Annotated in this window: 32 protein-coding genes and 1 tRNA gene; 17 read left to right on the top strand and 16 right to left on the bottom strand. The window is 66.3% G+C overall.

What is annotated here, in order from left to right; translation table 11 throughout:
• Positions 1–20 precede the first annotated feature (20 nt).
• The gene (gene thrC / locus FCF25_RS07200) at positions 21–1,202 is read right to left on the bottom strand and encodes a threonine synthase (protein WP_137047952.1); all 1,182 of its coding nucleotides are present in this window, start codon (positions 1,200–1,202) and stop codon (positions 21–23) included.
• 59 nt (positions 1,203–1,261) lie between these two features.
• Entirely contained in the window at positions 1,262–2,539 is a 1,278-nt protein-coding gene (locus FCF25_RS07205) for an aminotransferase class V-fold PLP-dependent enzyme (protein WP_117593628.1), read from the bottom strand.
• A gap of 178 nt (positions 2,540–2,717) precedes the next feature.
• On the opposite strand from FCF25_RS07205, the gene FCF25_RS07210 reads away from it, so the two are divergent.
• The gene (locus tag FCF25_RS07210; RefSeq protein ID WP_117593626.1) at positions 2,718–3,119 is read left to right on the top strand and encodes a CBS domain-containing protein; all 402 of its coding nucleotides are present in this window, start codon (positions 2,718–2,720) and stop codon (positions 3,117–3,119) included.
• Between the two features lie 30 nt (positions 3,120–3,149).
• Here FCF25_RS07210 and FCF25_RS07215 read toward each other — a convergent pair whose 3' ends face one another.
• The 3 genes from FCF25_RS07215 to uvsE are packed head-to-tail and all read right to left on the bottom strand — an operon-like array spanning position 3,150 to position 5,170.
• The gene (locus tag FCF25_RS07215) at positions 3,150–3,452 is read right to left on the bottom strand and encodes a DUF424 domain-containing protein (protein WP_117593625.1); all 303 of its coding nucleotides are present in this window, start codon (positions 3,450–3,452) and stop codon (positions 3,150–3,152) included.
• The gene (locus FCF25_RS07220) at positions 3,453–4,193 is read right to left on the bottom strand and encodes a tetratricopeptide repeat protein (RefSeq protein WP_117593623.1); all 741 of its coding nucleotides are present in this window, start codon (positions 4,191–4,193) and stop codon (positions 3,453–3,455) included.
• 32 nt (positions 4,194–4,225) lie between these two features.
• Positions 4,226–5,170, bottom strand: a complete 945-nt coding sequence (gene uvsE / locus FCF25_RS07225; RefSeq protein WP_137047953.1) for a UV DNA damage repair endonuclease UvsE — start codon at positions 5,168–5,170, stop codon at positions 4,226–4,228.
• 238 nt (positions 5,171–5,408) lie between these two features.
• Here uvsE and thpR point away from each other — a divergent pair, with 238 nt between their 5' ends.
• Positions 5,409–5,963, top strand: coding sequence for an RNA 2',3'-cyclic phosphodiesterase (thpR, locus tag FCF25_RS07230; protein WP_137047955.1), 555 nt, complete (start codon positions 5,409–5,411; stop codon positions 5,961–5,963).
• A gap of 25 nt (positions 5,964–5,988) precedes the next feature.
• On the opposite strand, the gene FCF25_RS07235 is transcribed toward thpR, so the two are convergent.
• Together FCF25_RS07235 and FCF25_RS07240 are read right to left on the bottom strand one after the other, a co-directional pair.
• Positions 5,989–6,243 carry a PRC-barrel domain containing protein gene (locus FCF25_RS07235; protein WP_117593617.1) on the bottom strand — a complete coding sequence of 85 codons (255 nt, stop codon included), beginning with the start codon at positions 6,241–6,243 and terminating at the stop codon, positions 5,989–5,991.
• A 76-nt stretch (positions 6,244–6,319) separates the two neighbouring features.
• Positions 6,320–6,610 carry a HalOD1 output domain-containing protein gene (locus FCF25_RS07240; RefSeq protein WP_117593615.1) on the bottom strand — a complete coding sequence of 97 codons (291 nt, stop codon included), beginning with the start codon at positions 6,608–6,610 and terminating at the stop codon, positions 6,320–6,322.
• Between the two features lie 329 nt (positions 6,611–6,939).
• Here FCF25_RS07240 and FCF25_RS07245 point away from each other — a divergent pair, with 329 nt between their 5' ends.
• The 6 genes from FCF25_RS07245 (at position 6,940) to ftsY (ending at position 10,172) form a co-directional block, all read left to right on the top strand.
• Entirely contained in the window at positions 6,940–7,092 is a 153-nt protein-coding gene (locus FCF25_RS07245; protein ID WP_058583304.1) for a 50S ribosomal protein L39e, read from the top strand.
• On the top strand, positions 7,092–7,370 hold the full coding sequence (locus FCF25_RS07250; protein WP_117593613.1) for a 50S ribosomal protein L31e: 279 nt from the start codon (positions 7,092–7,094) through the stop codon (positions 7,368–7,370). The genes FCF25_RS07245 and FCF25_RS07250 overlap by 1 nt, the downstream gene beginning before the upstream one ends.
• 3 nt (positions 7,371–7,373) lie before the next feature.
• A complete protein-coding gene (locus tag FCF25_RS07255; protein ID WP_117593611.1) occupies positions 7,374–8,039 on the top strand; it encodes a translation initiation factor IF-6 in 666 nt (221 codons plus the stop codon).
• Between the two features lie 97 nt (positions 8,040–8,136).
• On the top strand, positions 8,137–8,313 hold the full coding sequence (gene rpl18a, locus FCF25_RS07260) for a 50S ribosomal protein L18Ae (RefSeq protein ID WP_117593609.1): 177 nt from the start codon (positions 8,137–8,139) through the stop codon (positions 8,311–8,313).
• Positions 8,313–8,780, top strand: coding sequence for a prefoldin subunit alpha (gene pfdA / locus FCF25_RS07265; protein WP_137049374.1), 468 nt, complete (start codon positions 8,313–8,315; stop codon positions 8,778–8,780). Before rpl18a ends, pfdA begins: the two co-directional genes overlap by 1 nt.
• A 15-nt stretch (positions 8,781–8,795) precedes the next feature.
• Positions 8,796–10,172, top strand: a complete 1,377-nt coding sequence (ftsY, locus tag FCF25_RS07270; protein ID WP_137047957.1) for a signal recognition particle-docking protein FtsY — start codon at positions 8,796–8,798, stop codon at positions 10,170–10,172.
• A 52-nt stretch (positions 10,173–10,224) separates the two neighbouring features.
• Here ftsY and FCF25_RS07275 read toward each other — a convergent pair whose 3' ends face one another.
• Positions 10,225–10,491, bottom strand: coding sequence for a hypothetical protein (locus tag FCF25_RS07275; RefSeq protein WP_117593603.1), 267 nt, complete (start codon positions 10,489–10,491; stop codon positions 10,225–10,227).
• A 147-nt stretch (positions 10,492–10,638) separates the two neighbouring features.
• Here FCF25_RS07275 and FCF25_RS07280 point away from each other — a divergent pair, with 147 nt between their 5' ends.
• Positions 10,639–12,021 (top strand): signal recognition particle protein Srp54, encoded by a 1,383-nt coding sequence (locus tag FCF25_RS07280; RefSeq protein ID WP_137047958.1) that lies wholly within the window; start codon positions 10,639–10,641, stop codon positions 12,019–12,021.
• Between the two features lie 21 nt (positions 12,022–12,042).
• Here the strand turns inward: FCF25_RS07280 and FCF25_RS07285 are convergent, their stop codons facing one another.
• Positions 12,043–12,435, bottom strand: a complete 393-nt coding sequence (locus tag FCF25_RS07285; RefSeq protein WP_117593599.1) for a hypothetical protein — start codon at positions 12,433–12,435, stop codon at positions 12,043–12,045.
• A gap of 113 nt (positions 12,436–12,548) precedes the next feature.
• On the opposite strand from FCF25_RS07285, the gene FCF25_RS07290 reads away from it, so the two are divergent.
• The 6 genes from FCF25_RS07290 (at position 12,549) to FCF25_RS07310 (ending at position 16,930) form a co-directional block, all read left to right on the top strand.
• Positions 12,549–13,766 carry an MFS transporter gene (locus tag FCF25_RS07290; protein ID WP_137047960.1) on the top strand — a complete coding sequence of 406 codons (1,218 nt, stop codon included), beginning with the start codon at positions 12,549–12,551 and terminating at the stop codon, positions 13,764–13,766.
• Between the two features lie 126 nt (positions 13,767–13,892).
• Entirely contained in the window at positions 13,893–14,471 is a 579-nt protein-coding gene (locus tag FCF25_RS07295) for a magnesium transporter (protein WP_137047962.1), read from the top strand.
• A gap of 33 nt (positions 14,472–14,504) precedes the next feature.
• Complete coding sequence (locus FCF25_RS07300) at positions 14,505–15,032, top strand: magnesium transporter (protein WP_117594192.1); 528 nt, start codon at positions 14,505–14,507, stop codon at positions 15,030–15,032.
• A gap of 170 nt (positions 15,033–15,202) precedes the next feature.
• Complete coding sequence (locus FCF25_RS15560) at positions 15,203–15,358, top strand: hypothetical protein (RefSeq protein ID WP_168191218.1); 156 nt, start codon at positions 15,203–15,205, stop codon at positions 15,356–15,358.
• Between the two features lie 47 nt (positions 15,359–15,405).
• On the top strand, positions 15,406–15,891 hold the full coding sequence (locus tag FCF25_RS07305) for a hypothetical protein (protein WP_137047963.1): 486 nt from the start codon (positions 15,406–15,408) through the stop codon (positions 15,889–15,891).
• Positions 15,892–15,952: 61 nt separating this feature from the next.
• Positions 15,953–16,930 (top strand): nucleoside recognition protein, encoded by a 978-nt coding sequence (locus FCF25_RS07310; protein ID WP_137047965.1) that lies wholly within the window; start codon positions 15,953–15,955, stop codon positions 16,928–16,930.
• Between the two features lie 67 nt (positions 16,931–16,997).
• Here the strand turns inward: FCF25_RS07310 and FCF25_RS07315 are convergent, their stop codons facing one another.
• The 4 genes from FCF25_RS07315 to FCF25_RS07330 all read right to left on the bottom strand — a co-directional run bounded on the left by FCF25_RS07315 (position 16,998) and on the right by FCF25_RS07330 (position 19,348).
• Positions 16,998–17,660, bottom strand: a complete 663-nt coding sequence (locus tag FCF25_RS07315) for an AIM24 family protein (RefSeq protein WP_117593591.1) — start codon at positions 17,658–17,660, stop codon at positions 16,998–17,000.
• 106 nt (positions 17,661–17,766) lie between these two features.
• On the bottom strand, positions 17,767–18,363 hold the full coding sequence (locus tag FCF25_RS07320) for an HPP family protein (RefSeq protein WP_137047967.1): 597 nt from the start codon (positions 18,361–18,363) through the stop codon (positions 17,767–17,769).
• Positions 18,363–18,770 (bottom strand): RNA-binding domain-containing protein, encoded by a 408-nt coding sequence (locus FCF25_RS07325; protein WP_117593587.1) that lies wholly within the window; start codon positions 18,768–18,770, stop codon positions 18,363–18,365. Before FCF25_RS07325 ends, FCF25_RS07320 begins: the two co-directional genes overlap by 1 nt.
• On the bottom strand, positions 18,767–19,348 hold the full coding sequence (locus tag FCF25_RS07330; protein WP_117593585.1) for an AAA family ATPase: 582 nt from the start codon (positions 19,346–19,348) through the stop codon (positions 18,767–18,769). The genes FCF25_RS07325 and FCF25_RS07330 overlap by 4 nt, the downstream gene beginning before the upstream one ends.
• An 89-nt stretch (positions 19,349–19,437) precedes the next feature.
• On the opposite strand from FCF25_RS07330, the gene FCF25_RS07335 reads away from it, so the two are divergent.
• Positions 19,438–19,815, top strand: a complete 378-nt coding sequence (locus FCF25_RS07335; RefSeq protein WP_117593583.1) for a YccF domain-containing protein — start codon at positions 19,438–19,440, stop codon at positions 19,813–19,815.
• Positions 19,816–19,891: 76 nt separating this feature from the next.
• Positions 19,892–19,966, top strand: a tRNA-Arg gene (locus FCF25_RS07340).
• 365 nt (positions 19,967–20,331) lie between these two features.
• On the opposite strand, the gene FCF25_RS07345 is transcribed toward FCF25_RS07340, so the two are convergent.
• The 3 genes from FCF25_RS07345 to thsA form a co-directional block, all read right to left on the bottom strand.
• Positions 20,332–20,541: a dodecin family protein gene (locus tag FCF25_RS07345; protein WP_117593581.1), complete on the bottom strand. Its 210-nt coding sequence runs from the start codon at positions 20,539–20,541 to the stop codon at positions 20,332–20,334.
• A 120-nt stretch (positions 20,542–20,661) separates the two neighbouring features.
• Positions 20,662–21,174: a hypothetical protein gene (locus FCF25_RS07350; protein WP_137047969.1), complete on the bottom strand. Its 513-nt coding sequence runs from the start codon at positions 21,172–21,174 to the stop codon at positions 20,662–20,664.
• Between the two features lie 404 nt (positions 21,175–21,578).
• Positions 21,579–23,222 carry a thermosome subunit alpha gene (gene thsA, locus FCF25_RS07355; RefSeq protein WP_117593578.1) on the bottom strand — a complete coding sequence of 548 codons (1,644 nt, stop codon included), beginning with the start codon at positions 23,220–23,222 and terminating at the stop codon, positions 21,579–21,581.
• Between the last annotated feature and the right edge of the window lie 99 nt (positions 23,223–23,321).

A 23,321-nucleotide genomic window follows, 5' to 3' on the forward strand; every position in this document is an offset into this window, starting at 1 on the left:
CGCAGGGCGTCTCCGGCGACTCAGCGGGACGCGAGTCTCTCGCCGAGTTCGCCGATGCCGACCTGGCCGACGCTCGCCTCCTCCGAGGCGGGCGGCGACTCCGAGATGCCTCTCCCCGTCGCCACCGCGACGACGTTGTCCTCGGCGTCGAGTTCGCCGTCGGCTGCGAGTCGCCGAATCGCCGCGAGCGACGTCGCCGACGCGGATTCGACGCTCAGCCCCCCGGATTCGGCTATCGCCCCTCGCGCGGCGCGTATCTCGTCGTCCGAAACCGCGACGACGGCCCCGTCGGTTTCTCTCGCTGCCGTGAGCGCGCGCGTCCCGCTCGGCGGGTCGCGGTTGGCGATGGAGTAGGCGACGGTCTCGCCGCCCTCGACGGGCGAAACCGATTCGTCACCCGCGGCGAACGCATCGGCGATAGGTGCGCACGCGGCGGCTTGCGCGAAGTACAAGCGAGGAACGCGGTCGACGACATCCGCCGCCTCCAGTTCTCGAAGCGCTTTCCAGACGCTGCTGGCGTGGCCGCCGCTGCTCACCGGGAGGACGATGGCGTCCGGCACCTCGGGCGCGAACGCCTCGCAAATCTCCAGCGCCGTCGTCTTCTGTCCCTCGACGCGCAGCGGCACGTCGGAGTTCAGAAACGGAATCCCGAGTTCCGCACCGAGTTCGAGCGACCGGTCGTAGAGGTCGGCGTAGTCGCCTACCACGCGGAGGAGCGTCGGCCCGTACTGCGAGATGAGGTCGATGCGCGACTCGGGGATGTCGTCGGGGACCAGCACGACGCAGTCGAGGCCCGCGCTCGCGGCGTTGGCGGCGGTGCTCATCGCCATGTTGCCGTGCGAGACGGTGCCGACGGTATCGGCACCCGATTCGAGCGCGGCGGCGACGCCGAGCGCGCTTCCTCTATCCTTGAAACTCCCCGTCGGGTTCGACCCCTCGTCTTTCAGGTGGAGGCGCACGCCGGCGAACTCGTCGAGTCGGGGGAGTCGAAGTAGTGATGTCCCACCGGCCGCGTCGGCGACGCCGCCGGGCGATTCGAAGGGGAGCAACTCGGCGTAGCGCCACATCCCCGGTTCGTCGGCGACGGCGTTCCAGTCGAAGTCGAGAGGGCCGGTGTCAAGCCACAGCGGTTCGCCGCAGTCACAGCGCGTCGCAGGGGCGGCGGTCGTTTCGCCGCAGGCGTAGCAGGTACGCTCGGTCATGGGTTGTGGGTGTCGGGCGAGGTGGGATAAACGACGCGTCGGCGGAAAAGGAGGACGAGTTATCCGAACAGCTGCCGCGCTTCGTCCACCGCGTCGACGAGCACGTCGATTTCGTCGCGCGTGTTGTACAGGTAGAACGACGCGCGCGCCGAGGCCGCGATGCCGAGCGTCTGGTGCAGCGGTTGCGTACAGTGGTCGCCCGCGCGGATGGCGACGCCGTAGTCGTTGACGATGCTGGAGAGGTCGTGGGCGTGGACGCCGTCGAGGTTGAACGCGACGAGGCCGCCGCGGTCGTCGCCCGGCGGGCCGTAGATTTCGACGTCGTCGAACGCGGTCAGTTCGTCGTAGGCGTACTCGACGAGCTGCTCCTCGTGGGCCCGGATGTTCTCCATCCCGATGTCGTCGAGGTAGTCGATGGCGGCGTGCAGGCCGACTCCCTGCGCGATGGGCGGCGTCCCCGCCTCGAACTTCCACGGGAGGTCCTCCCACGTCGCGTCGTCGTAGCTGACGCGTCGAATCATGTCGCCGCCGTACAGATACGGCTCCATCTCCTCGAGAATCTCCTCTTTGCCGTAGAGGACGCCGATGCCGGTCGGGCCGCACATCTTGTGTCCCGAGAAGGCGAAGAAGTCGGCGTCGATAGCCTGCACGTCGACCGGGCGGTTCGGCACCGACTGCGCGCCGTCGACGAAGACGTACGCGCCGTGGTCGTGGGCGAGGTCGGCGAGTTCAGAGACCGGGTTGACGGTCCCGAGGGTGTTCGAGACGTGGACGACGCTCACCATCTCCGTCGAGTCGTCGACGAGTTCGCGCGCGTGGTCCATGTCGAGGCGGCCCTCGTCGTCGACGCGGATGAAGCGGACGTCGGCGCCGGTCTTCTTACCGATCTGCTGCCACGTGACGAGCGAGGCGTGGTGTTCCATCTGCGTGAGGACGACGCTGTCCTCCGGGCCGAGTTCGTTCAGTCCCCACGCGTAGGCGACGAGGTTCTCGGCTTCGGTGGTGTTCTTCGTGAAGACGATCTCCTCGCGGCCCTCCGCGCCGACGAACTCCGCGACGCGGTCGTGCGCCTCCTCGTACGCCACCGACGCTTCCTGGCTGAGGTGGTGGATGCCGCGGTGGACGTTCGAGTTGTAGGTGCGGTAGTAGTCGGCGATGGCGTCGACGACCCGGTCGGGTTTCTGACTCGTCGCGCCGTTGTCGAGGTAGACTAACGGCGTGTCGTCACCCTCGTCCGGGCCGGGTACGGTCACGTCGCCGCCGACGTTCCGCTGGAGGATAGGGAACTCCTCGCGGATGGCGTCGACGTCGATGGGGTACGACTCCTGCGTGCTCATTGTCGAACTGCAGGGGACCGAGCACTAACATCCCTTCGGTCTGACGGGGAGGCGTAACCGTTCGACGTTACGTTCCGACCCGGTACCGCGGCCCCGCCGCGGCGACTCGGTCGACGTGCTGGCGGTCGGGCGCTTCCGCCACGACAACTCTTATCACCGGCACACTCGATGAAAAATCATGGACGATATCTTCGTCGCTCAGCTGATGTCCACGTCGCTGCACACGGTCGCGCCCGACACGCTCGTCGAGGAGGCGGCCAAGACGATGATGGACAACGACATCGGCTCGGTGCTCGTCGTCGACGAGGAGAACCGCCTCGAAGGCATCCTCACCTCCACCGACTTCGTCCAGATCGTCGCCGAGCGACGACCGAAAGACGAGACGCCGGTGTCGGCGTACATGTCGCCCGACCCCATCACGACGAGCGCACAGACGCCCATCCGCGACGTCGCCGACAGCATGATCGAACACGGCTTTCACCACCTGCCGGTCGTCGACGGCGACGACCTCATCGGTATCGTGACGACGACGGACCTCGCGGCGTACCTCTCGCAGGTTCGGACGCCGAGCCCGACGTAACCGAGCCGCGCGGTCGGCGACCGTCCCCAGCTACCGCATCCAGAGCAACTGCGCGTGTCGCGTCTCGCCGACGTCTAACACAGTCTCCTCGTCGATGAGCCCGGCGTCGACGGCGACGCCGACGGCTTCCTCGCCGACGATGTTCGCCACCGTCGCGCGGGTGAGACTGTCGACGACGCCCTCGGCGTCGGTCTCCTCGGCGTCGTCGCCGCCGTAGAACTCCTCGGTGACGGTCAGCGAGACCGTGCCGTTCTCGTACGTCTCGCCGATACAGTCGGGGTCGCAGACGGAGACGAGCAGTCCTTCCGGCGTCTGGCGTTCACGAACCAGCATTCAGAACTCCTCGACCATCTCCTGCTCGGCCTGCTCGCGGAGTTCGTCCGCCTCCGCCTGCACCTCTTCGGCTTCCTCTAACTCGCCGAGTTCTTCGAGCGCCCTCGCTTTCTCCTCTAAGATGTCGGCGTTGCGCATGCCGAGTCGGAGCGCGTTGTCGTAGGCGTTGACGGCCTCCTCGTGGAGGCCGCGCTCCGAGAGGAAGAAACCGCGGTTGTACCACGCCTGCGGGAAGCGCGGGTCGATTTCGACGGCGCGCTCGGCGTGTTCGAGCGCCTCCTCGACTTCGCCGAACTCCCAGAGCGCGTACGCCAGATTCGTCTCGGCGGTGGCGGCGTGTTCCGAGCGTTCGTTGGCGCGAAGCGCCTCCCGATACGCGCCGATGGCTTCGTCGAACTCCTCGAGCTCCGCGTGGGCGACGCCTTTGTTCACCCACGCCTCCTGGGCTTCGAGGCTCTCCTCCTCGGCGAACTGCGCCGCGCGGGCGAACGTCTCGGTCGCCTCCTCGAAGCGGTTGATCTGCATGTACGAGAGGCCCACTTCCATCAGGCTCGTCACGTCGACGTCGTCGCGGTCGACGTTCCGTCGGTCGAGGATGTCGGCCAACACGCGGGAGTCGACGGGGTCGACCTTCGAGGGGTCGACTTTCAGCTCCGGTGGGTCGAGCGTGAAGTCGTCGTAAGCATCGTCGAACCCCTGGCCCTCGGAGTAGCGATGCTCTCGGTCGCCGTCGTCAGTCATAACCCGGCTTTGGCGACGGCGCTGGATAAGCGCTACGTCCCGCGGCCGTCGCCTCTCGCTCGACTTCGGGCCCCCTCATCGACCCGTCGTCGGTAGTTCAGAACCGCTCGTTCCTTCATCTTCGCCTCTATCATCACGTCTGCACCCGTCCCGTACGTCCGAATCGGACCTCGGACGTAGTCGCTGTGGTTCTGCGGGCGACTCGTCGAATCGGTCTCGTACAGCCGCCTCGACTCGCTGTAGTGCGCGATGGGCGTCGTCTCCCACGTGCCGGCGGCTAACCGCGCCGCCTCCCGTCGCGTCAGTCCGCGGTCTGTGAACTGGTGGTGGAGTTCGTCGTACGTCACCGGAATTCCGGCCTCGTCGGCGACGGCGTCGACCAGCTCGGAGACGCCCCAGAGCGACTCTCTGTCGTCGTTCTCGACGGTCAGTCTGGTCCGGACCGACTCCGAGAGGCGGTCGACGTTCTCGCAGAACCGACGACCGGTCGCCTCCTTGTCGCCGTAGTGCGCGCCGATGTGGACGTTGATGGCGTTGTACGTCGTCCGTGACAGCCCCATCGCGTCCATGAGCGAACCGTGGTTTTCGAGGTCGACGACGGCGTTTTCGACGACCGATTCGTCGGGACTCGCCAGCTTGACGAAATGACTCGGGTGAAACGACAGGCGGAGGTCGTTATCGGCGGCGAGCGCGCCGACCGCTTCGAGCTCTCCGAGTACGGCCGCCGAATTCGGCAGGTCGTCGATTTCGTACCGACTGTACCACGGCAGGAGGTCCGAGGTGATTCGGTAGAACCGGATGTCGCGGTCGAGATTCCACTCGACGATTCGACGTAGGTCTCGACAGTTCCGTTCCGCCAACTCCCCGGCGTACTGGAGGCCGCGTTCCTCGAACGTCGCCTGTCGCATCCCGCGATTCGCTCTGATGCCCTCCTCGCGGAGAGTCGTGTTCATCGCCGCGTAGCCGTATCTAGTCATCGCGATGGGTGCGGTCGGAGAACCGCTACACGCTCGCTTGGGGTCGCATCCGGGTAAGTCCACTGTCGCCCCGAATCGGGAGTGAACAGCGGCGCTAACTACGGGCGGTTCAGACGCCGTAGCGTCCGTCCATCGACAGGCTCGTTCACTTTCACCCCCGGTTACCGACGGCCGAGACGCCGCTCACCGTCTGCGCCCACCCCCGACGCTTAACGCGCTCCTCGTCGGACACTCGCACATGCGACTGTTCGTCAGCATCGACCTGCCGCGTTCGCTCGCCGACGCCGTCGCCGCCGTCCAAGACGATCTCCGTGACGCCGAGGGGTTGCGTTTCGTCGACCCGACGCGGGCGCATCTCACGCTGAAGTTTCTCGGCGAAACCGACGAGAACCGGCTCGAGGAAGTCGGGGAAGCGCTCGAATCGGCCGTCGACGCCGCGGATGTCGACCCGTTCGAGGCGACGGTCGGGGGGTTGGGCGTCTTCCCGTCGCTCGACTACATCACCGTCGTCTGGCTCGGCCTCGAAGCGGGCGGCGAGCGGACGACGCGACTCGCCGAAGCCGTCGAACGGGAGACGACCGCCATCGGGTTCGAGCCGGAGTCCCGCGAGTTCACGCCGCACGTGACGCTGGCGCGGATGGACGACGCCCGGGGAAAAGACGTGGTTCGACGAGTCGTTCGCGGGACGGAACCCACCGTCGGGACGTTCCGGGTCGAGAAGCTTCGACTGAAGCAGAGCGTTCTCGGCCCCGACGGCCCGGAGTACTCGACGGTGAGGCAGTTCGCGCTCTGAGTGCGGCGTCGTATCGGCCCCGCTCCTACTCGCGTCGTTCCTGCGGCTCTTTCAGGCGCACCTCCTCGTCGTTCATCTCCATGACGTGCTCGCGGTGGAGTCTGCTGTCACCGTCGGACTCCCACCCGAGCATCTCCATGATTCCCTCGGTGATGCTGCCCCCGCGCTCGACGTTCGCGTACTCGTCGTTGTCGTCGACGAGTTCGATAGTGCCGACCTCGTTGCCTTCGTGGTCGACGACGCGTTTTCCTCTGTCCTCGCCGCGGAAGTTTCGCGACATACGGCGGGTACGGCCGCGAGTCACATGTAGCTGGTGTCGACAGCCACCTCCCTTCGACCGCGTCAGCGACCGCGACTCAGGCGTCGTGCCCGTTCGTCACGCGCCCGTACCCGACTCCGCCGCCGGGCGATTCGATGGTTATCATCCTATCGCTGGTGATCGTGATGCACTGACCCAGATACGTGAAGACGACGACGGTCTCGCTTTCGCTCTCGAGAACGGCCTCGGCGGCTTCGACGTCGAACGAGTCCGCCAGCGGCGGTAGTTCCCCCGGATCTACGTCGAACAGCTTTCCGACGGCTCGGGCGATGTCCACGCAGAGACTCGTCTCGTCGGACCGGCGGTAGTAGTGTGTCGGCGGAACCATAGGATAGATGTATTAGCTCTATTAACTTATAACTGTCGAGCAATTAAATAATTAGAATTTAATGACAAGAATATAAGGTGGTAGAGCAGACCAACCGGCCGCTGAACACCGTGTACGCTGCGGGTCGTCGCCCGAACCGACCGACGTTCTATCGTCCGGTTGGTTCGAGCGCACTCGGGAGGTGCCGTCTCGAAAGCCGGATACCGAGACGGACAATCGCGGGCGGAACGTCGTCACCGGCTGTCACGAGCGGACACGTGCGATTCAGTGACGCGGCCGCGACGCGAAGGAACAAGATTTTATGCCGCGCAACGGAACCCACTGCTACTATGAGTAAAAAATCGAAGGCCAAGAAGAAGCGGCTGGCGAAACTGGAGCGCCAGAACAGCCGCGTCCCCACGTGGGTCATGCTGAAGACGGACATGCAAGTCACGCGAAACCCCAAGCGCCGCAACTGGCGGCGAAGCGACACTGACGAATAATGAGCGCAAGTGACTTCGAAGAACGTGTCGTCACCGTTCCGCTCCGCGGCGTGAAGAAAGTCGCCGTCCAGAAGCGTGCCGACCGCGCGATGAGCCTCATCCGCCAGCACCTCGCGAAGAACTTCAACGTCGACGAGGACGCCGTCCGCCTCGAACCGTCGCTGAACGAGGCCGTCTGGGCGGAGGGTCGCCAGAACCCGCCGCGCAAGATTCGCGTCCGCGCCGCGCGGTTCGACGAGGACGGCGAGGCCATCGTCGAGGCCGAACCGGCCGAGTAAACGGTGCTTCGCGCCTCCTTCGCCGGGTCGCCGTACGTCGGCGTCTTCGCGCGTGCGACGAACGACTGTCTGCTCGTCCGTCCGGACGCGGACGACGAACTCGTCTCGTCTCTGGCCGACGAGTTCGGCGTCCCCGCAGTGCCGACTACGGTCGGCGGGTCGGGCACCGTCGGCGCGCTGGCGATGGGCAACGAGAACGGCGTTCTCGTCTCCGGTCGCGCGACCGACCGCGAACGCGAGCGAATCGCCGACGCGGTCGGTCTCCCGGTCGTTCCGCTGCCGGGACGTATCAACGCCGCCGGTAACGTCGTCCTCGCCAACGACTACGGCGCGTGGGTCCACCCCGATCTCGACGACGAGGCGGTCGCGGCCGTCGAGGAAGCGCTCGACGTGCCGGTCGAACGCGGCGACCTCGGCGACGTCCGGACCGTCGGCACCGCGGCGGTCGCCAACAACACCGGCGTCCTCTGTCACCCGAAATCCCGGGAACCGGAACTGGAGGCGCTCGAAGAGCACCTCGACGTTTACGCCGACATCGGCACCGTCAACTACGGCGCGCCGTTGGTCGGCTCCGGACTCGTCGCCAACGACGAGAGCTACGTCGTCGGTGAGGAGACGACCGGCCCGGAACTCGGACGCATCGAGGAGACGCTCGGCTACATCGACTGAACTCGTCGACTTTTCGGGGCCGCGTCTGCCGCTTCGAGCGCTCCGCTCGACTCCCCGAGTAGGAAGATACTTCCCGCTCGCTACCCCACGCTTTCCCATGAGCCAGTTTACTGTACGCGGCCGATTCCGAAGCCGCGACGGCTATCGGACGTTTACCAAGGAAATCGAAGCCGAGAACGAGAACGTCGCCCGCGAGTACACGCTCTCGCGGTTCGGCAGCGAACACGGTCTCAAACGCATGCAGGTCGAACTCGACGAGGTGACCGCACAATGATGGGCGGTGGCGGACAGCAGCAACTTCAGCAGCTCTCGCAGGAACTGCAGGCCATCGACGAGGAGATAGAGGAACTGGAAGCCGACGTCTCCGACCTCGAACAGGAGAAAACCGAGATGGACGAGGCCGTCGAGGCGCTCGAGACGCTCGAAACCGGTTCGACGGTCCAGGTACCGCTCGGCGGCGGCGCGTACGTCCGCGCGGAAGTCCAGGACATCGACGAAGTCGTCGTCAGTCTCGGCGGCAACTACGCGGCCGAGCAGGAACGAGACGGCGCCATCGAGGCGCTCCGCAGCAAGCAGGACGCCGTCGACGAGCGTATCGCGGGCGTCGAAGGCGAAATCCGCGACCTCGAAGACGAGAGCGAGGAGATCGAACAGCAAGCACAGGAACTTCAGCAGCGCCTCCAGCAGCAGCAGATGCAGCAGATGCAGCAGATGCAGCAGGAGGAAGGCGACGACGAGTAACTCACGAGACCCCTCATGTTCGACGGACTCAAGAAGAAGCTCGACAGCTTCCGCAAAGACGTTGAGGAGACCGCCGAGGAGAAAGCCGAGGCCGAAGGCGTAGAGGAAGCCGAAGGCGTGGAGGAGGCCGAAAGCGTAGCGAAGGCCGACGCAGCGGAGACGGACGCGACCGGCGCGGCCGCCGCGGAGACAGCTGAATCGGTCGACGCGAGCGCGGAGTCCGTCGACGGCACCGAGACGAGCGGCGCAGTCGAGAACGGCGCGACGGAGACGACGGAGCCGGCGCGGACGTCGGCCCACGGAGCCGACGCCGACACCGTCGCCGAAGCGACCGGGACGGCCGAACCGGACGAGAGCGCACCGTCGGCACAGGCCGTCGCCGAAGACGCCGACACCACCGGGACGGACGCCGCCGAGGCGGTCGCCGAGTCTCCCGCGGAGACGCCTCCTGAACCGGTCCCCGACGAGTCCGTCGACGACGAAGACGAAGAGCAGTCGGGACCTGGCCGACTGAAGCGGGCGGCGGCGTTCGCCACCGGCCGTATCATCATCGAGGAGGAGGACCTCGAACAGCCGCTGTGGGAGTTGGAGATGGCGTTGCTGCAGAGCGACGTGGAGATGGGCGTCGCCGAGCAGATGCTCGACACCATCCGCGAGAAGATGCTCGGCACCACGCGCAAGCAGGTGCAGACGACCGCGCAACTCGTCGAGGAGGCGCTGCACGACGCGCTGCTCGACGTCATCAGCGTCGGTCAGTTCGACTTCGACCAGCGCATCGCCGACGCCGACAAGCCCGTCACCATCATCTTCACCGGCGTCAACGGCGTCGGAAAGACGACGAGCATCGCCAAACTCTCGGAGTACTTCGAGAAGCAGGGCTACTCGACGGTGCTCGCCAACGGCGACACCTACCGCGCGGGCGCGAACGAACAGATTCGCAAGCACGCCGAGAACCTCGACCGGAAGCTCATCTCCCACGAGCAGGGCGGCGACCCGGCGGCGGTCATCTACGACGCCGTCGAGTACGCCGAGGCCCACGACATCGACGTCGTCCTCGGCGACACCGCCGGTCGGCTCCATACCTCCAACGACCTGATGGCGCAGTTGGAGAAGATAGACCGCGTCGTCGGCCCGGACATGACGCTGTTCGTCGACGAGGCGGTCGCCGGTCAGGACGCCGTCCAGCGGGCGAAAAAGTTCGACGAGACCGCCGAGATAGACGGCGCGATTCTGACGAAGGCCGACGCCGACTCCTCGGGCGGCGCGGCAATCTCCATCGCCTACGTCACCGGGAAGCCGATTCTCTTCCTCGGCACGGGCCAGGAGTACGACGACATCGAGCGGTTCGTCCCCGAGGAACTCGTCGCGAGCCTCCTCGAAGACGAGGAGTAACTCTCCCTCGACCCCGACTTCTTCAGTTCCGAACTCCGTCGTCGAGCGACGGCTACTCCGGTTCGCCTTCCGACTTCCACGCGAGTTCGACGCGCAGCAGCGCGCTACACTGAACGGTGTCTCCTCGATAGCCGTCGCATCGACCCGTCTCGACGACTCGCATGAGCGGCGTCTGCGACCCGCACTCCGGGCACTCGATGGCGTAACCCTCGTCGTCTTCGAGGAACGCGTCCGGGTTCAGTTCCATTCGGCCGGCCTCTTCCCACCCGGTTGTGCTGTCGCCGCCGGGCGACTGGTCGTCGCCTGCGTCGTTCGTCATAGGGGAGAGGGCGTCGCCCGCGGGGATAAATCTCGGTTCGAGTCGGTTCTGGTGAACGTTCCGTCGAGTTCGACAGACCTGACACCGACGGGTCGCCGCGGCGCGACGAATAAAGCCTTTACCGGTTCGGTGGCGTACTCTTGGCAAATGGTACTCGACAACCTCGGTAGCTCCCTTCGCGGCACGTTGGAGACGCTGCAAGGGAAGACCCGCCTCAGCGAGGAGGACGTGGAGGCGGTCGTCAGGGAGATTCAGCGTTCGCTCCTCCAGGCCGACGTCGACGTCTCGCTCGTGATGGAGCTGTCGGACAGCATCAAGACCCGCGCGCTGGAGGAGGAACCGCCCGGAGGAACGTCCGCGCGCGACCACGTCCTCAAGATCGTCTACGAGGAGATGGTCGCCATCGTCGGCGAGTCCACCGAAATTCCGCTCGAACCGCAGACCATCCTCCTCGCCGGCCTCCAGGGGTCGGGGAAGACCACCTCCGCCGCGAAGATGGCGTGGTGGTTCTCGAAGAAGGGGCTGCGCCCGGCGGTCATCCAGACCGACACGTTCCGCCCCGGCGCGTACGACCAGGCCAAGCAGATGTGCGAGCGCGCGGAGGTCGAGTTCTACGGCGACCCCGACGAGTCCGACCCCGTCGCCATCGCCCGCGAGGGCCTGGAGGCGACCGAGGACGCCGACGTCCACATCGTCGACACCGCGGGTCGCCACGGCCTCGAAAACGAACTCATCGCCGAAATCGAGGAGATAGAGGACCTCGTCGCCCCCGACCTCAGTCTCCTCGTGTTCGACGCGGCCATCGGTCAGGGCGCGAAGGAGCAGGCCCGGCAGTTCGAGGAGGCCATCGGCATCGACGGCGTCGTCATCACGAAACTCGACGGGACGGCGAAAGGCGGGGGCGCGCTGACCGCCGTCAACGAGACGGACTCCTCCATCGCCTTCCTCGGGACGGGCGAGACGGTGCAGGACATCGAGCGCTTCGAGCCGAACGGCTTCATCTCCCGGCTCCTCGGGATGGGCGACCTCAAACAGCTCTCAGAGCGCGTCGAGCGCGCGATGTCCGAAACCCAGGCCGAGGACGACGACTGGGACCCCGAGGACATCATGAAGGGGTCGTTCACGCTCAAGGACATGCAGAAGCAGATGGAGGCGATGAACAAGATGGGACCGCTCGACCAGATAATGGACATGATTCCGGGGCTCGGCGGCGGACTCATGGACCAACTGCCCGACGACGCGATGGACGTCACGCAGAACCGGATGCGGAGCTTCGAGATAATCATGGACTCGATGACCGAGGCCGAGATGGAGAACCCCCGGAGCGTCGGCGCGAGTCAGGTTCGCCGCATCTCGCGCGGCAGCGGCAGAGACGAGGAGACCGTCCGCGAACTGCTCGAACAGCACAAGATGATGGAGCAGACGCTCAAGCAGTTCCAGGGGATGGGCGACGGCGACATGCAGCGGATGATGAAGAAGATGGAGAAACAGGGCGGCGGTGGCGGCATGGGCGGTTTCGGCCCGTTCTGAGCGTCAGTTGGCGGACGGCTTTCACGCGCCGACCCTCGTCTCGACTCGGTCTCTGAGAACGACGCCGAGCGCGCCGGCGAGCATCCCGCCGAGAGCGAACGACGGCACCAACATCACCACGCTCGGGACCGAGAAGTACGCGCCGACGCTGCCGGCGACTTCGGCGTCTCCGACGTGGAAGTACACGTCGAGCGCGTAGAAGCCGACCACCGCGAGCACGCCGCCGACCGCGCCGACGAGGCCGGCGAGCGCCCCGTCGAAGAGGCCGTCGGTGGCGTCGCGGGCGCGGAGCGCGACGACCGCTCCAGCGAGGACTCCCCACGGAGCGGCGGCCTGCGGCCCGTACAGGACGACGGCGACGACGGAAGTGACGGCGCTGAGCGCGCCGCCGAGTGCGACCGATGCTCTGTCCATATCTGTGTCGATAACTAGTAGCTATATAATCATTTTTCCCTCGTCTCGGGCGTTCGCTTCGCGAACCGCCGGTTTCAGTTTCCTTTTGCCGCTCGCCGACAACCCCCACCTGAATGTATCGCCGTCTGCGTTCGCTCGCCCGCTTCGACGCGCTCGTCCTGACGGCGCTTCTCTGGTTTCTCGCCAAGTTCGTTCGGTACGCGTTCCCGCCGCTTTTCGGCACGTTCCAGGCGGAGTACGGCGTCTCCAACGCCGTCGTTGGCACCGCGTACACGGCGTTGATGCTCGTCTACGCGGTGATGCAGTTCCCCTCGGGTGCGCTCGCCGACCGCGTCGGCGCGGTGACCGTCATCACCGCCGGCGCCGTCGTCACCGCCGTCGGGGCGCTCGCGCTCGTCCCGTCGGTTCCGTTCGCGCTCGTCGTCGTCGCGATGCTGCTCGTCGGCCTCGGTACGGGGGTGCACAAGACCGTCGCGGTCCGCCTGCTCTCGCAGGTGTACCCCGCGCAGACGGGACGAGCGCTCGGCGCTCTCGACACGCTCGGCGCGTTCGGCGGCGTCGCCGCTCCCGCCGCCGTCGTGGCGCTGAGCACCGGCGCGTACACCGACTGGCACGCGGTGTTCCTGCTCGGCGGCGGCGTCGGCGTCGCCCTCGCCGGCGCGTTCGCGCTCCGCGTTCCGAAGCGCGTCCCCGACAGTCGCAACGTCGCCGCCGACCGGGGCGCGGGCGTCCGCGAGTACGCCGCGCTGTTTCGCCGTCCCCGGTTCTTCGTCTTCGTGCTCGTCACGGTCTGTTTCTCCTTCGCGTACAACGGCGTCGTCTCCTTTCTTCCGCTGTATCTCGAACAGAGCGCCGGACTCTCGACGGTCACGGCCAACAGTATCTACAGCGTGCTGTTCGTCGTCAGCCTCGTTCAGCTCGTCACCGGTGAGGCCAGCGACCGGGTCGGTAAACTCCCCATCGTCGGTTTCACCCTCGGCCTCGCGTCGCTCGCGCTCGTCTCGCTCGTCACTGTCGGCGAGGCGACCGTTCCCGTCCTGGGTGTCATCGTCGTCGCGCTCGGCCTCGGGTCGCACGGCTTTCGCCCCGTTCGGGGGGCGTACCTCGTCTCGGTCATCCCCGACAGCGTCGCCGGCGGCGGCCTCGGCGCGGTTCGGACCTTACTGATGGTGGCGGGGGCGCTCGCGCCGGCGGCCGTCGGGATACTCTCGGACGTCGCCGACTTCCGCGTGGCCTTCTCGGTGCTCGCCGTCTCGATGGCCGCCGCGGCGGCGCTGACGGGTGCGCTCGTCTTCGTCGGCGACGACGCCGATAGCCGAGCCGCGGCGTGATATCGGTCGACGCGCACCGTTGCGAGCCGTGACACCCCGGCGCCTTTTTCAGTGTCACCGTGACACACAGTTGTTCCGTACACTCTCGCCACCCGATTTTTACCGCCGCCGCGCGTCTGTGGTCGTATGTCCGTCCGCGACGTCGCCGTCGAAGCGTACCGCGAGGCGCTACCGGTGCTGCTGTTGAGCGCCGTCGGCGGTCTCTTCGCGGGCGTCGTCCTCGGCGGGATGGAGGCGGAACTCGAACGGGTCGCCGGACTCATCGTCCTCGTCCCGGCGCTTCTGGCGACCCGCGGGAACGTCTACGGGTCGCTCGGCGCTCGCCTCGCCTCCGGCCTCCACCAGGGTCTCGTCGAACCGTACTTCGCGTTCTCGGACCGACGTATCCGCAACGCTATCGTCGCCGCACTCGCCAACGGGATTCTCGTCAGCGTCTTCGCGGCCGTCCTCGCCTACGCCGTGTTGGTCTCTCTCGGCCGACCCGTGGCGACGCTCTGGACGCTCGTCGGCATCGCCGCTATCGCGGGCGTCATCTCCGGACTTCTGCTGACTGTCGCGGTACTGAGCGTCGTCTTCTACGGCTATCGACAGGGGATGAACCCCGACACGCTCGCCGGCCCCGTCGTCACCACTACCGGCGACGTGGTCGGCATCGCGACGATGCTGTTCGCCGCCCGCGTCGTGCTCGCGCTGGGGGGTGGCTGAGTGCCCGACACGCAGTGGACCGTCCGCCGAATCATGCGGACGATGCTCCCCGTCCTCCTCGTGTTGACGGCGGTCGAACTCGCCAGCGGCCTCGTGCTGGACACGTTCGAGTCGACGCTGCTGCGGTACCCGTCGCTTCTCGTGCTCGTGCCCGTCACCATCGGGATGGCGGGTAATCTGGGGAGCATCCTCGCCGCGCGTCTCTCGACGGCGTTCCACCTCGGACTGCTCGACTTCGCCCCGGACGACGAACTGCTGTTGGGCAACGCCGTCGCTACCATCGGGCTCTCGCTGACGCTGTTTCCGCTCGTCGGCGCGGGCGCGTGGGCGATTCAGACGCTCGTCGGCGGTGCGGCGCTGGATTTCTCGACCGTCGTTCTCGTCGCCACCGCCAGCGGGGCCGTGCTCGCGGTGCTCGCCATCGTGGTCACGCTGGTCGCGACGTACGCCGCTTACCGCCTCGAACTCGACCCCGACGACGTGGTCATCCCGGTGGTGACGAACACCTGCGACGTGCTCGGGGTGCTCGTGCTGTTCGGCGTCGTTCTCGTGTTGGTGTGAATCGGTCCTTAGCGCGTTTCTGTCGTAGCGTGCATCAGTCGTCAGTACGCGTCGGTCGTTAGTGTAAGCCGGTCGTCGGTATGTGCCGGTGGATGTGCGAGTGTGCGGGTGTGCTGTCCGACCCCGACTCACCCCGGGAGTTATCACGTCGAGACAGAAATCGCACAGCGATGGCGAACCCCTCCGAAGTCATCAGCGTTCTCGTCGTCCTCGAATTCGTCGTGATGGCCTCGCTGACGTTGCTTCTGGTCCCGTTCGAAGTCGCGGTTCCACTCGTACCACTGCTCTTGGTTTTCTTGGTCGCCCTGCACGCGTACCGGGGCTGAGTCACTCCCGCACAAAGCATTTAGCCGCCACCTGCAACTTGGCGGTCATGTCTCTGCCCTCCAGTCGACGGGAGGCCCTCAGACTCTGCGGCGTCGCGCTCGGCGTCGGAACCGCTGGCTGTGTCCAGTCCGGACCGGCCGACCCCGCCGACTCGACCGGAAACGACTCGGCGTCCACCGATTCACCGACGCCCGAACCGACCGCGATACCCTCGTCCGCCGTTCCCGACGAGGAGGCGAAAGAACGCGCGCTCGAAGCCGAGGAGGCGTACATCACGGAGCGACTCGAAGGGGCGTCCTGCCTGACGGGGTGGGGGGCGACGCCGACGGTCACCGACGAGGAGGCGACCGTGACCGACCGAACCGCCGACGGCGTTCACGTCGAAGTGACGCATCCGTACTGGTACTCCGCAGAGCGAGAGAGCGGCAACGAGACAGTCGTCGAGGAGGCCGACGGGGCGACGAACGCGCGCTACGTCGTCGCGAACGACGACGTTCGACGCGACGACGGCGACGACGTCGTTCCCTGCTGAGCGCGATTCCCCTCCGTCGCCGACCGACGCCCATTTGGCCGCCCGGTACCGACCGAAGACCGTGCAGTCCGTCGTACAGGCGCTCGACCCGTCGTTTCTCGCCGAGGTCGCCTCCCGCGTCGCGACCATCGCCGTCGCCATCGGCGTCGGCGTCTTCCTCGCCAACGTCGCCGTCGCTTTCGGCGCGGTGCGCTACATCACCGTCTTGGCGTATCCGCTGACGAGGCCCGCGAACCTCCCGCGGGAAGTCGGCACGGCGATCCTGACGACCACCGCGTCGACGACGGCGGGGTACGGGATGCTCGCTGAGTTCCGCGACTCGGGGATGTTGGACGACCGCGCGACGCTCGTCGCCGTCACCATCAACACGTTCTTCGGCTTCGTCCAGCACATCTTCACGTTCTACGCGCCGGTGCTGATTCCCATCCTCGGGCTTCGCGTCGGACTCATGTACGTCGGCGCGCGAGCGGCCATCGCGCTCGGCATCACGCTCGTCGGGATTCTGGCGGGCGCGCTGCTGCTGTCGGGACGAAACGTGAACTCCGAGGCGCTGCCCGACGAAATCGACGCGCCGGACCGCGAGGCGCAGTCGACGCCCGAGAAACTCCGCGGAGCGGCGACGAGCACGTGGAAGAAACTCCGCCGCATCGTCCCGCGTCTCGCCGTCGTCTACGCGCTCGTTACGCTGCTCGTAGAGACGAACTCGCTACAGGCGCTGACGAGCGCGGCCGACCCTCTGGCGACGCTCGTCGGTCTTCCGGGCGCGGCGGTGCCCGTCATCGCCGTCTTCGCGTTCGACACGACGACGGGCGCGGTGACCATCGCGCCGCAGATCGGGAGCGTGTTCACGCCGCGGCAGGCGGTGGCGACGATGCTTCTCGGCGGCATCGTCTCCTTCGCCGTCTCGACGTTCAAGCGCTCGATCCCCTTCCAGTACGGCATCTGGGGGGCGAGTTTCGGCTCGAAAGTCGTCGCCGTCAACACCGCGCTGAAAGTCGTCTTCATCGGCGTTGCCGTCGCGGTGTTGCTCGTCCCCTGAACGAGGTCGGGGTCGGGGTTGGGGCCGGGATTTGGGCCGCGACCGATGGCGACCGATAGCGTCCGACTCACTCCTGTGGCGACTGCTCCTCGTACGGTTGAACGACGACGAAGCCGCCCTCGCCGGCGAACTGCAGTTGGAACGTCTCCCCCGAGGAGCGCCCGAGGAAGCTCTTGATGTTCAGGTCCCGCTTCGTGCTCGGCGAGACGTTGCTGCTCCAGGCGACGGTGGCGTTGGGGTCGGTGCTGACGGGCGTCGGCAGCACGAGCGGTTCGCCGTGGGTCGTGATGGCGACGTGACCCGGCCCCTTCAGGTAGACGTTGAACAGGCCGCCCGTCGACGTACCGGCGATGCTGTTCATCATCTTGATGTCCCACGTGACGCTCTCCTCGAACGCCAGCACGTCGTTGCCGTTGACGCTTATCTCGTCATCGGCGTCCAGTTCGAGAATCTGGACCTCCTTTCCCTGGTCGGCGAGGTAGAGGTGACCCGACCCCGTCGCCTGCATCAGCACGGTCCCCTCGCCGGTCGCCTTCTTTTTCAGCATGCCCGTCAGTCCGCCGCCGGACTTCCGCTCGAAGGAGATATCGCCGGTGTAGCCGACCATCGCTCCCGCCTTCGCCATGACGCTCCCGTCCAGCGAGACGTCGAGCATCTTCGAGTTCTCGCGCTGGAAGACGTCGCCGCCCTCCTTCGGTCCGTGCGTTTCGAGGAAGTTATCCAAATCCATAGTTCTTTCAGAGCCGACAGAATACGACTCTTCGAAGACGATACGCGGTTCGAGTAATAACTGTTTGCCAGCGAATCACGCGCCGAACGGTCGACCGACCACCGGTTCAGTCGTTCTCTCCGCCGGCGCGACTCTCGTCGGCGACGTTGCGGTCGCCCTTCGATTTCGACGCTTCCGGCGTGTGTTCGTCCGACGGGACGGTCAACGGTCCCGTCGCGCGGCGGATGGCCAGCAACCCCCGCTGGACGACCATCAGCAGCACGATGGCGACCATGATGATAACCGCCTCCTCGACGCTCGTCAACAGCCCGAGGCCGACGATGAGCGTCGTCGCGCAGGCCGGCGGATGTCGGAGGTCGGTGGCGAGCATCGCCGCCGTCGTCAACCCCACCGCGACGGTGGCGCTGGCCATCAATCGGACGCCGGCCATCGAGAACGGGTCGAGCGGTTGCGTGGCGACGAGGCCGTCGGCCAACAGGTGATACGTGAGCATCCCGGCGACGACGCCGATGAAGTGACCGCCGACGACCCGCGTCGGGGCGCTGTCCTCGTCACCGATGCCGGTTGCCAGCACGTACGCCGAGGGTCCGAGACTCGGGAAGAGAAACGCCCGTCCGGTGACGAGCGCGGTCAGCCCGAGAACGGTCATCAGCGCCGCCGCGTGGACGCTCGCCGGTCCAGGTTTGTCCCGCCGCCAAGCCATCAGTCGGTGAGGGGGCGACCGTCTCTCGTCGGCGGTGCGACGTGGTCGACGAACTCGTCGACGCTCGGGTCGCGGACGGTGACGTGGACCTCGATGTCGCCGAGTTCGTCGGGGTTACCGACGGCGAAGTTGACGACGCCTTTCAGCGCCGCCTGTTTCTTCAGCGCGAACGAGAAGCCCGACTCGTCGCCCCGCTTCGCGAACTCGCGGCGGGCGGTGTCGAGAATCTCCTGTTCGTGCAGGAGGTCCGAGAACTCGTCGAGCGAGTGCGTCTCGGCGACGAGTCGGCCGGACTCGTGTTCGAGCTCCGCGTTCGGAAAGAGGTTCGTGATGGCGTCGGCGACGCGGTCCGTCACCTCGGTCGGCCGAACGGGCGCTTCGATGCGGACGTCGATACTGTATATCATCGCGTTCGTTCTCCTTCGGCGCTCGCTTCCGAGGTCTCACCGCGGACGACCGCCTGTATCCGCTCGCGGAACGCCTCCAGCGTGTCGGTGTTCTCGATGCGCACGTCGGCGCGTTCCATCGCCTCGCCCATCCCGAAGCCGAGTTCGCGTTCGTCGCGGGTGCGAAGCCCTTCGCCGCCGTCGTCCTCCCCGAGGTCGCGGCCGCGCTCGGAGAGACGCTCGGCGCGCACCTCGAACGGCGCTTCGATGCTCACGAGGTAGAAGTCGTCGCCGAACGCCTCCTCGAACCGGTCGACTTCGACGCCCGAGCGGATGCCGTCGACGAGGACGGCGTCGTGGTTCTCCAGTCGGTCTCGGACGAGCGGCAGCGACCGCGCGGCGACGGCGTCGGGGCCGTTCTCCTCGCGGAGCGCTTTGGCGATCTCGCCGTGGTGCTCGGCGGGGTCGAGGCCGCGGGCGCGACATTCGGTGCGGATGACGTCGCCCATCGTGACGACTGGAATTCCAGTCTCGCGTGCGACGTTCGCGGCCTCGCCTTTCCCGCTGCCGGGCAGGCCGACGGTACCGATGACTCTCATTCGTCTCTCGATACTTGCAGGGCGGACTTAGGCTTGCTGTTCTCGCGGACGCCAGCACGCTTTTCGTCGGGCAGCGCCTTCGTTCACGTATGAGTGACCGTTCGCTTCTCGTCCGTGCGCTGTGGTTCGTGCTCGTCGGCTGGTGGGCGACGCCGCTCGTGGTCAACCTCGCGTGGTTTCTGACGGCGACGGTCGTCCTCCTGCCGCTGGGCATCAAACTCACGAACCTCGTCCCCACCGTGTTGAGCCTGAAAGAACCCCGCTCGCGCACCCAACCGGAGGCGGCGCGCGGCCAGCGCTCGCTTCTCGTCCGCGCGGTGTACTTCGTGGTCGTCGGCTGGTGGCTGAGTTGGTTCTGGGCGAACGTCGCCGCCTTCTTGGCCGTCACCATCGTCGGTCTGCCGGTCGCGTACTGGATGTTCAATCGGCTTCCGTACGTCACGTCGCTGTACCGCTTCGACGGGTGACACACGCTCTCACGGCTGTTCGCGCGGTGCGATGAACCACAATCGCTTTTTGGTCGGACCGAATCGTCGTAGTCGAGGGCACGTAGCTCAGTCTGGATAGAGCGTCGGACTTCTAATCCGACGGTCGTGGGTTCAAATCCCATCGTGCTCGCTCGGACTCACTTCGTTCGTCCTCGCTCGCACGATGTAGTCACACTCGCTACGCTCGCGTGACTCCCATCGTGCTCGTAGAGACCGCCGAGCGCAGCGAGGCGTGTCGGAACAGACTCACGTGGGATTTGAATTACGGAACGAGCGAAGCGAAGTTCCGGTGGTTCAAATCCCATCGTGCTCGCTCGGGTTCACTTCGTTCACCCTCGCTCGCACGATGTAGTCACACTCGCTACGCTCGCGTGACTCCCATCGTGCTCGCTCGCTTCGTCTGCGGGCGACTCGTGGGTCGCCTACAGGCAAGCGAGACGGCTTCTCCGCCTCACCCTGCTCACGAGACTCTCATCTCTTCTCGGCTATCCGTTACTACTCTTGGCCGTGTACCGGGAACGCGACCTCCACTGTCGTATGGTACTCGACGATTTCGTCGTTCTCGACTTTTGCGGTCCAGTCTTCGACCTCGATGCCGCTGATGTCGTCGATGGTCTTGTTCGCCTCTCGGAACGCCTCCTCGGCGGCGTCTTGCCACGATTCCTCCGAGGTGCCGAGCACTTTCACTATTTTGATTGCGGTCATGCGCGACACCGTACCACGACGGTCGGGATGTGACTTTTGTCGTTCGTGGCTGTCTCTCACCGCGGAGCGAGAGTCGCCTCCGGCGATCAGAGTCGGCGACGCGGTCCATCGAAAGCCCGGTTAGGCGTCCTCTCGACCGGTCACCCAGACGACGTAGCTGTCGGGACTCCGTCCCTCGGGCGCATCGAAGACGACCTCGAACTCCCACGTCGCGTCCGGGGCGAGCGTATCGCGGTACTCCTCCTGCTGTTCGGGGTACTCTCTGGCGCTGTCGTCGCTCTCGTCCGCGCGAGGGGCGACGTGGACGGTAACGAGTTCGTACGTCGTGTCGCCGGTGTTCCGTATCACTCCCTCCACGCCGCTCTCCCCGTCGCGCTGGAAGTAGCTGTGTCGGTCGATTTCGAGGTCCTGCTGTGACTGCTCGCCGACCGTCCCCTCCACGTCGCTCTCGTTCCCGGTGGTCTCGTTGCCAGCGGTCTCGTTCTCGACCGTTTCGTTTTCGGCGGTCTCGTTCTCGGCTGTCTCCTCCGTTTCGGTCGCCGTCGTCTCGTTGCCGGCGTCCGCGGCACCGTCGGTTCCGTTCTCTCCCTCCTGGGCTTCGTCGCCTCCGTCGCCGCCGGTCTCTCCGCCCATATCGGCACAGCCTGCGACTCCCGCTGCGAGAACTGTCGTCGCGATACCTCGAACGAACGTCCGACGATTCTCCGACATGGCTCTCACCTGTCTGCGTGTTGGGAGATGAGCGAGTTGTCGGTTGGGCTTGTATTTGGAAGCGACGGTCGCACCGGCGGGAGCGGCGGCTGTCGACTCGGACGCCGGTGCCGCCGAGACGCCGAGGGTGACGCGGTCGGTCGAGAAACGGCGTCGCCACTCGGAAGCGCGGTCGACGCGAAAAATGCGGAATCGGCGAACGGGCCGACGGTCGAGAGACGGTTCGAAGCGGTTGCGGTGGGTCACGGCTGTGAATTAGCCGAGCTTCACATCGGCTGAGTCGAACTACGTTCGACTGCCACTGAAAATCGGGCGTTGCCCGATCTTCACATCGCGCCGCCCATGCCGCCCATACCGCCCATGCCGCCCATGCCACCGCCGCCCGGCGGCATCTCGTCGTCACCGCCGTCGTCGGTCGAGGCGCGGAGGTCGCCCGCCGCGATGACGTCGTCGATGCGGAGGATCATCACGGCCGCCTCGGTGGCGGACTCGATGGCCTGCGTCTTGACGCGGAGGGGTTCGACGACGCCCTCCTCGTTCATGTCGATGACGTCGCCGGTGTAGGCGTCGAGACCCGCGCCGAACTCGCCGCCGTCGTGCCGGGAGCGCAGGTCGACCAGCGAGTCGATGGAGTCGAGACCCGCGTTCTCGGCGAGCGTGCGCGGGATGACCTCCAGCGCGTCGGCGAACGCCTCGATGGCGAGCTGCTCGCGGCCGCCGACGGAGTCGGCGAAGTCGCGGAGCTGCAGCGCGAGTTCCGTCTCGGGAGCGCCGCCGCCGGGCAGCACCTTACCGTCTTCGAGCGTCGTGCGGACGACGCCGAGGGAGTCGTCGATAGCGCGCTCGACCTCGTCGACGACGTGTTCGGTGCCGCCGCGGAGGATGAGCGTCACGGATTTGGCCTCTTCGACGTCCTCGACGAAGATGCGCTCGTCGCCGCCGACGTCCTTCTGGGCGACGGAGCCGGCGAAGCCGAGGTCGTCCTCCTCGATGTCGTCGACGTTGGAGACGACGCGGCCGCCCGTCGCGCGGGCGAGGCGCTTGAGGTCGCCGCTCTTGGCGCGGCGAACCGCCAGAATGCCCTCTTTGGCGAGGTAGTGCTGGGCCATGTCGTCGATGCCGTCGCCGACGAACACGACGTCGGCGCCGACGTCGACGAGCTTGTCGACCATCTCGCGCAGCTGTTTCTCTTCCTGGTCGAGGAACTGCTGGAGCTGGTCGGGGTCGGTGACGTTGACCTCGGCGTCGATCTCGGTCTCCTTCACTTCGAGCGCGCCGTCGAACAGCGCCACGTTGGCGTCTTCGACCGCGTACGGCATGTTGTCGTTGACGCGCTCCTTGTCGACGATGACGCCCTCGACGAGCTCGGAGTTGTCGATTGCGCCGCCGACGACCTTCTCGACGCTGACGTTCTCGGTGTCGATGTCGTCCTCATCGGCGACGGCGAGCACGGCGTCGACGACGAGTTCGGCGAGCTGGTCTTTGGCGCTCTCTGCGCCCTTACCCGTCATCGCCGTCGCGGCGATTTTGACGAGCGTCTCGCGGTCGTCCTCGGAGACGTCGATTGCCTGCTCGTTCAGAATCTCCTTCGCCTTCTCGGCGGCCTGCCGGTAGCCCTGCGCGACGGTGGTCGCGTGGACGTCGGAGTCGAGAAGCTCCTCGGCCTGGTCGAGGAGTTCACCGGCGACGACGACGGCGGACGTGGTACCGTCGCCGACCTCGTCCTCCTGCGTCTCGGAGACTTCGACGATCATGTTCGCCGCGGGGTGGTCGATGTCCATCTCCTTGAGGATGGTCACGCCGTCGTTCGTGACGACGACGCCGCCCGAGGAGTCGACGAGCATCTTGTCCATCCCCTTCGGGCCGAGTGTCGTGCGGACCGACTCCGCGACGGCTTTGCCCGCGGTGATGTTCATCGACTGCGCGTCCTTTCCGGACGTTCGCTGACTGTCCTCCGAGAGTACGATCATGGGCTGATTGCCCATCCGGCGTCGCTGAGACATAATCACTCCGGGATTGTTTGTGATTCTATAAAAACCTATCGAACGATGCTATGCCAAAACGGCACA

This window comes from Haloprofundus sp. MHR1, from assembly GCF_005155585.1.
Lineage (GTDB): Archaea > Halobacteriota > Halobacteria > Halobacteriales > Haloferacaceae > Haloprofundus > Haloprofundus halophilus.

Excerpts from the sequence above, each read along its gene's own strand:
- FCF25_RS07300 (WP_117594192.1), top strand. The coding sequence starts at position 14,505 with ATGCGGACGATGCTCCCCGTCCTCCTCGTGTTGACGGCGGTCGAACTC.
- FCF25_RS07330 (WP_117593585.1), bottom strand. The coding sequence starts at position 19,348 with ATGAGAGTCATCGGTACCGTCGGCCTGCCCGGCAGCGGGAAAGGCGAG.
- FCF25_RS07305 (WP_137047963.1), top strand. The coding sequence starts at position 15,406 with ATGTCTCTGCCCTCCAGTCGACGGGAGGCCCTCAGACTCTGCGGCGTC.
- pfdA (WP_137049374.1), top strand. The coding sequence starts at position 8,313 with ATGGGCGGTGGCGGACAGCAGCAACTTCAGCAGCTCTCGCAGGAACTG.
- FCF25_RS07250 (WP_117593613.1), top strand. The coding sequence starts at position 7,092 with ATGAGCGCAAGTGACTTCGAAGAACGTGTCGTCACCGTTCCGCTCCGC.
- thrC (WP_137047952.1), bottom strand. The coding sequence starts at position 1,202 with ATGACCGAGCGTACCTGCTACGCCTGCGGCGAAACGACCGCCGCCCCT.
- FCF25_RS07240 (WP_117593615.1), bottom strand. The coding sequence starts at position 6,610 with ATGGTTCCGCCGACACACTACTACCGCCGGTCCGACGAGACGAGTCTC.
- rpl18a (WP_117593609.1), top strand. The coding sequence starts at position 8,137 with ATGAGCCAGTTTACTGTACGCGGCCGATTCCGAAGCCGCGACGGCTAT.
- FCF25_RS07350 (WP_137047969.1), bottom strand. The coding sequence starts at position 21,174 with ATGGGCGGAGAGACCGGCGGCGACGGAGGCGACGAAGCCCAGGAGGGA.
- FCF25_RS07335 (WP_117593583.1), top strand. The coding sequence starts at position 19,438 with ATGAGTGACCGTTCGCTTCTCGTCCGTGCGCTGTGGTTCGTGCTCGTC.
- FCF25_RS07325 (WP_117593587.1), bottom strand. The coding sequence starts at position 18,770 with ATGATATACAGTATCGACGTCCGCATCGAAGCGCCCGTTCGGCCGACC.
- uvsE (WP_137047953.1), bottom strand. The coding sequence starts at position 5,170 with ATGACTAGATACGGCTACGCGGCGATGAACACGACTCTCCGCGAGGAG.
- FCF25_RS07275 (WP_117593603.1), bottom strand. The coding sequence starts at position 10,491 with ATGACGAACGACGCAGGCGACGACCAGTCGCCCGGCGGCGACAGCACA.
- FCF25_RS07345 (WP_117593581.1), bottom strand. The coding sequence starts at position 20,541 with ATGACCGCAATCAAAATAGTGAAAGTGCTCGGCACCTCGGAGGAATCG.
- FCF25_RS07285 (WP_117593599.1), bottom strand. The coding sequence starts at position 12,435 with ATGGACAGAGCATCGGTCGCACTCGGCGGCGCGCTCAGCGCCGTCACT.
- FCF25_RS07210 (WP_117593626.1), top strand. The coding sequence starts at position 2,718 with ATGGACGATATCTTCGTCGCTCAGCTGATGTCCACGTCGCTGCACACG.
- FCF25_RS07235 (WP_117593617.1), bottom strand. The coding sequence starts at position 6,243 with ATGTCGCGAAACTTCCGCGGCGAGGACAGAGGAAAACGCGTCGTCGAC.
- FCF25_RS07215 (WP_117593625.1), bottom strand. The coding sequence starts at position 3,452 with ATGCTGGTTCGTGAACGCCAGACGCCGGAAGGACTGCTCGTCTCCGTC.
- FCF25_RS07320 (WP_137047967.1), bottom strand. The coding sequence starts at position 18,363 with ATGGCTTGGCGGCGGGACAAACCTGGACCGGCGAGCGTCCACGCGGCG.
- FCF25_RS07315 (WP_117593591.1), bottom strand. The coding sequence starts at position 17,660 with ATGGATTTGGATAACTTCCTCGAAACGCACGGACCGAAGGAGGGCGGC.
- thsA (WP_117593578.1), bottom strand. The coding sequence starts at position 23,222 with ATGATCGTACTCTCGGAGGACAGTCAGCGAACGTCCGGAAAGGACGCG.
- ftsY (WP_137047957.1), top strand. The coding sequence starts at position 8,796 with ATGTTCGACGGACTCAAGAAGAAGCTCGACAGCTTCCGCAAAGACGTT.
- thpR (WP_137047955.1), top strand. The coding sequence starts at position 5,409 with ATGCGACTGTTCGTCAGCATCGACCTGCCGCGTTCGCTCGCCGACGCC.
- FCF25_RS07205 (WP_117593628.1), bottom strand. The coding sequence starts at position 2,539 with ATGAGCACGCAGGAGTCGTACCCCATCGACGTCGACGCCATCCGCGAG.
- FCF25_RS07220 (WP_117593623.1), bottom strand. The coding sequence starts at position 4,193 with ATGACTGACGACGGCGACCGAGAGCATCGCTACTCCGAGGGCCAGGGG.
- FCF25_RS07295 (WP_137047962.1), top strand. The coding sequence starts at position 13,893 with ATGTCCGTCCGCGACGTCGCCGTCGAAGCGTACCGCGAGGCGCTACCG.
- FCF25_RS15560 (WP_168191218.1), top strand. The coding sequence starts at position 15,203 with ATGGCGAACCCCTCCGAAGTCATCAGCGTTCTCGTCGTCCTCGAATTC.
- FCF25_RS07280 (WP_137047958.1), top strand. The coding sequence starts at position 10,639 with ATGGTACTCGACAACCTCGGTAGCTCCCTTCGCGGCACGTTGGAGACG.
- FCF25_RS07245 (WP_058583304.1), top strand. The coding sequence starts at position 6,940 with ATGAGTAAAAAATCGAAGGCCAAGAAGAAGCGGCTGGCGAAACTGGAG.
- FCF25_RS07290 (WP_137047960.1), top strand. The coding sequence starts at position 12,549 with ATGTATCGCCGTCTGCGTTCGCTCGCCCGCTTCGACGCGCTCGTCCTG.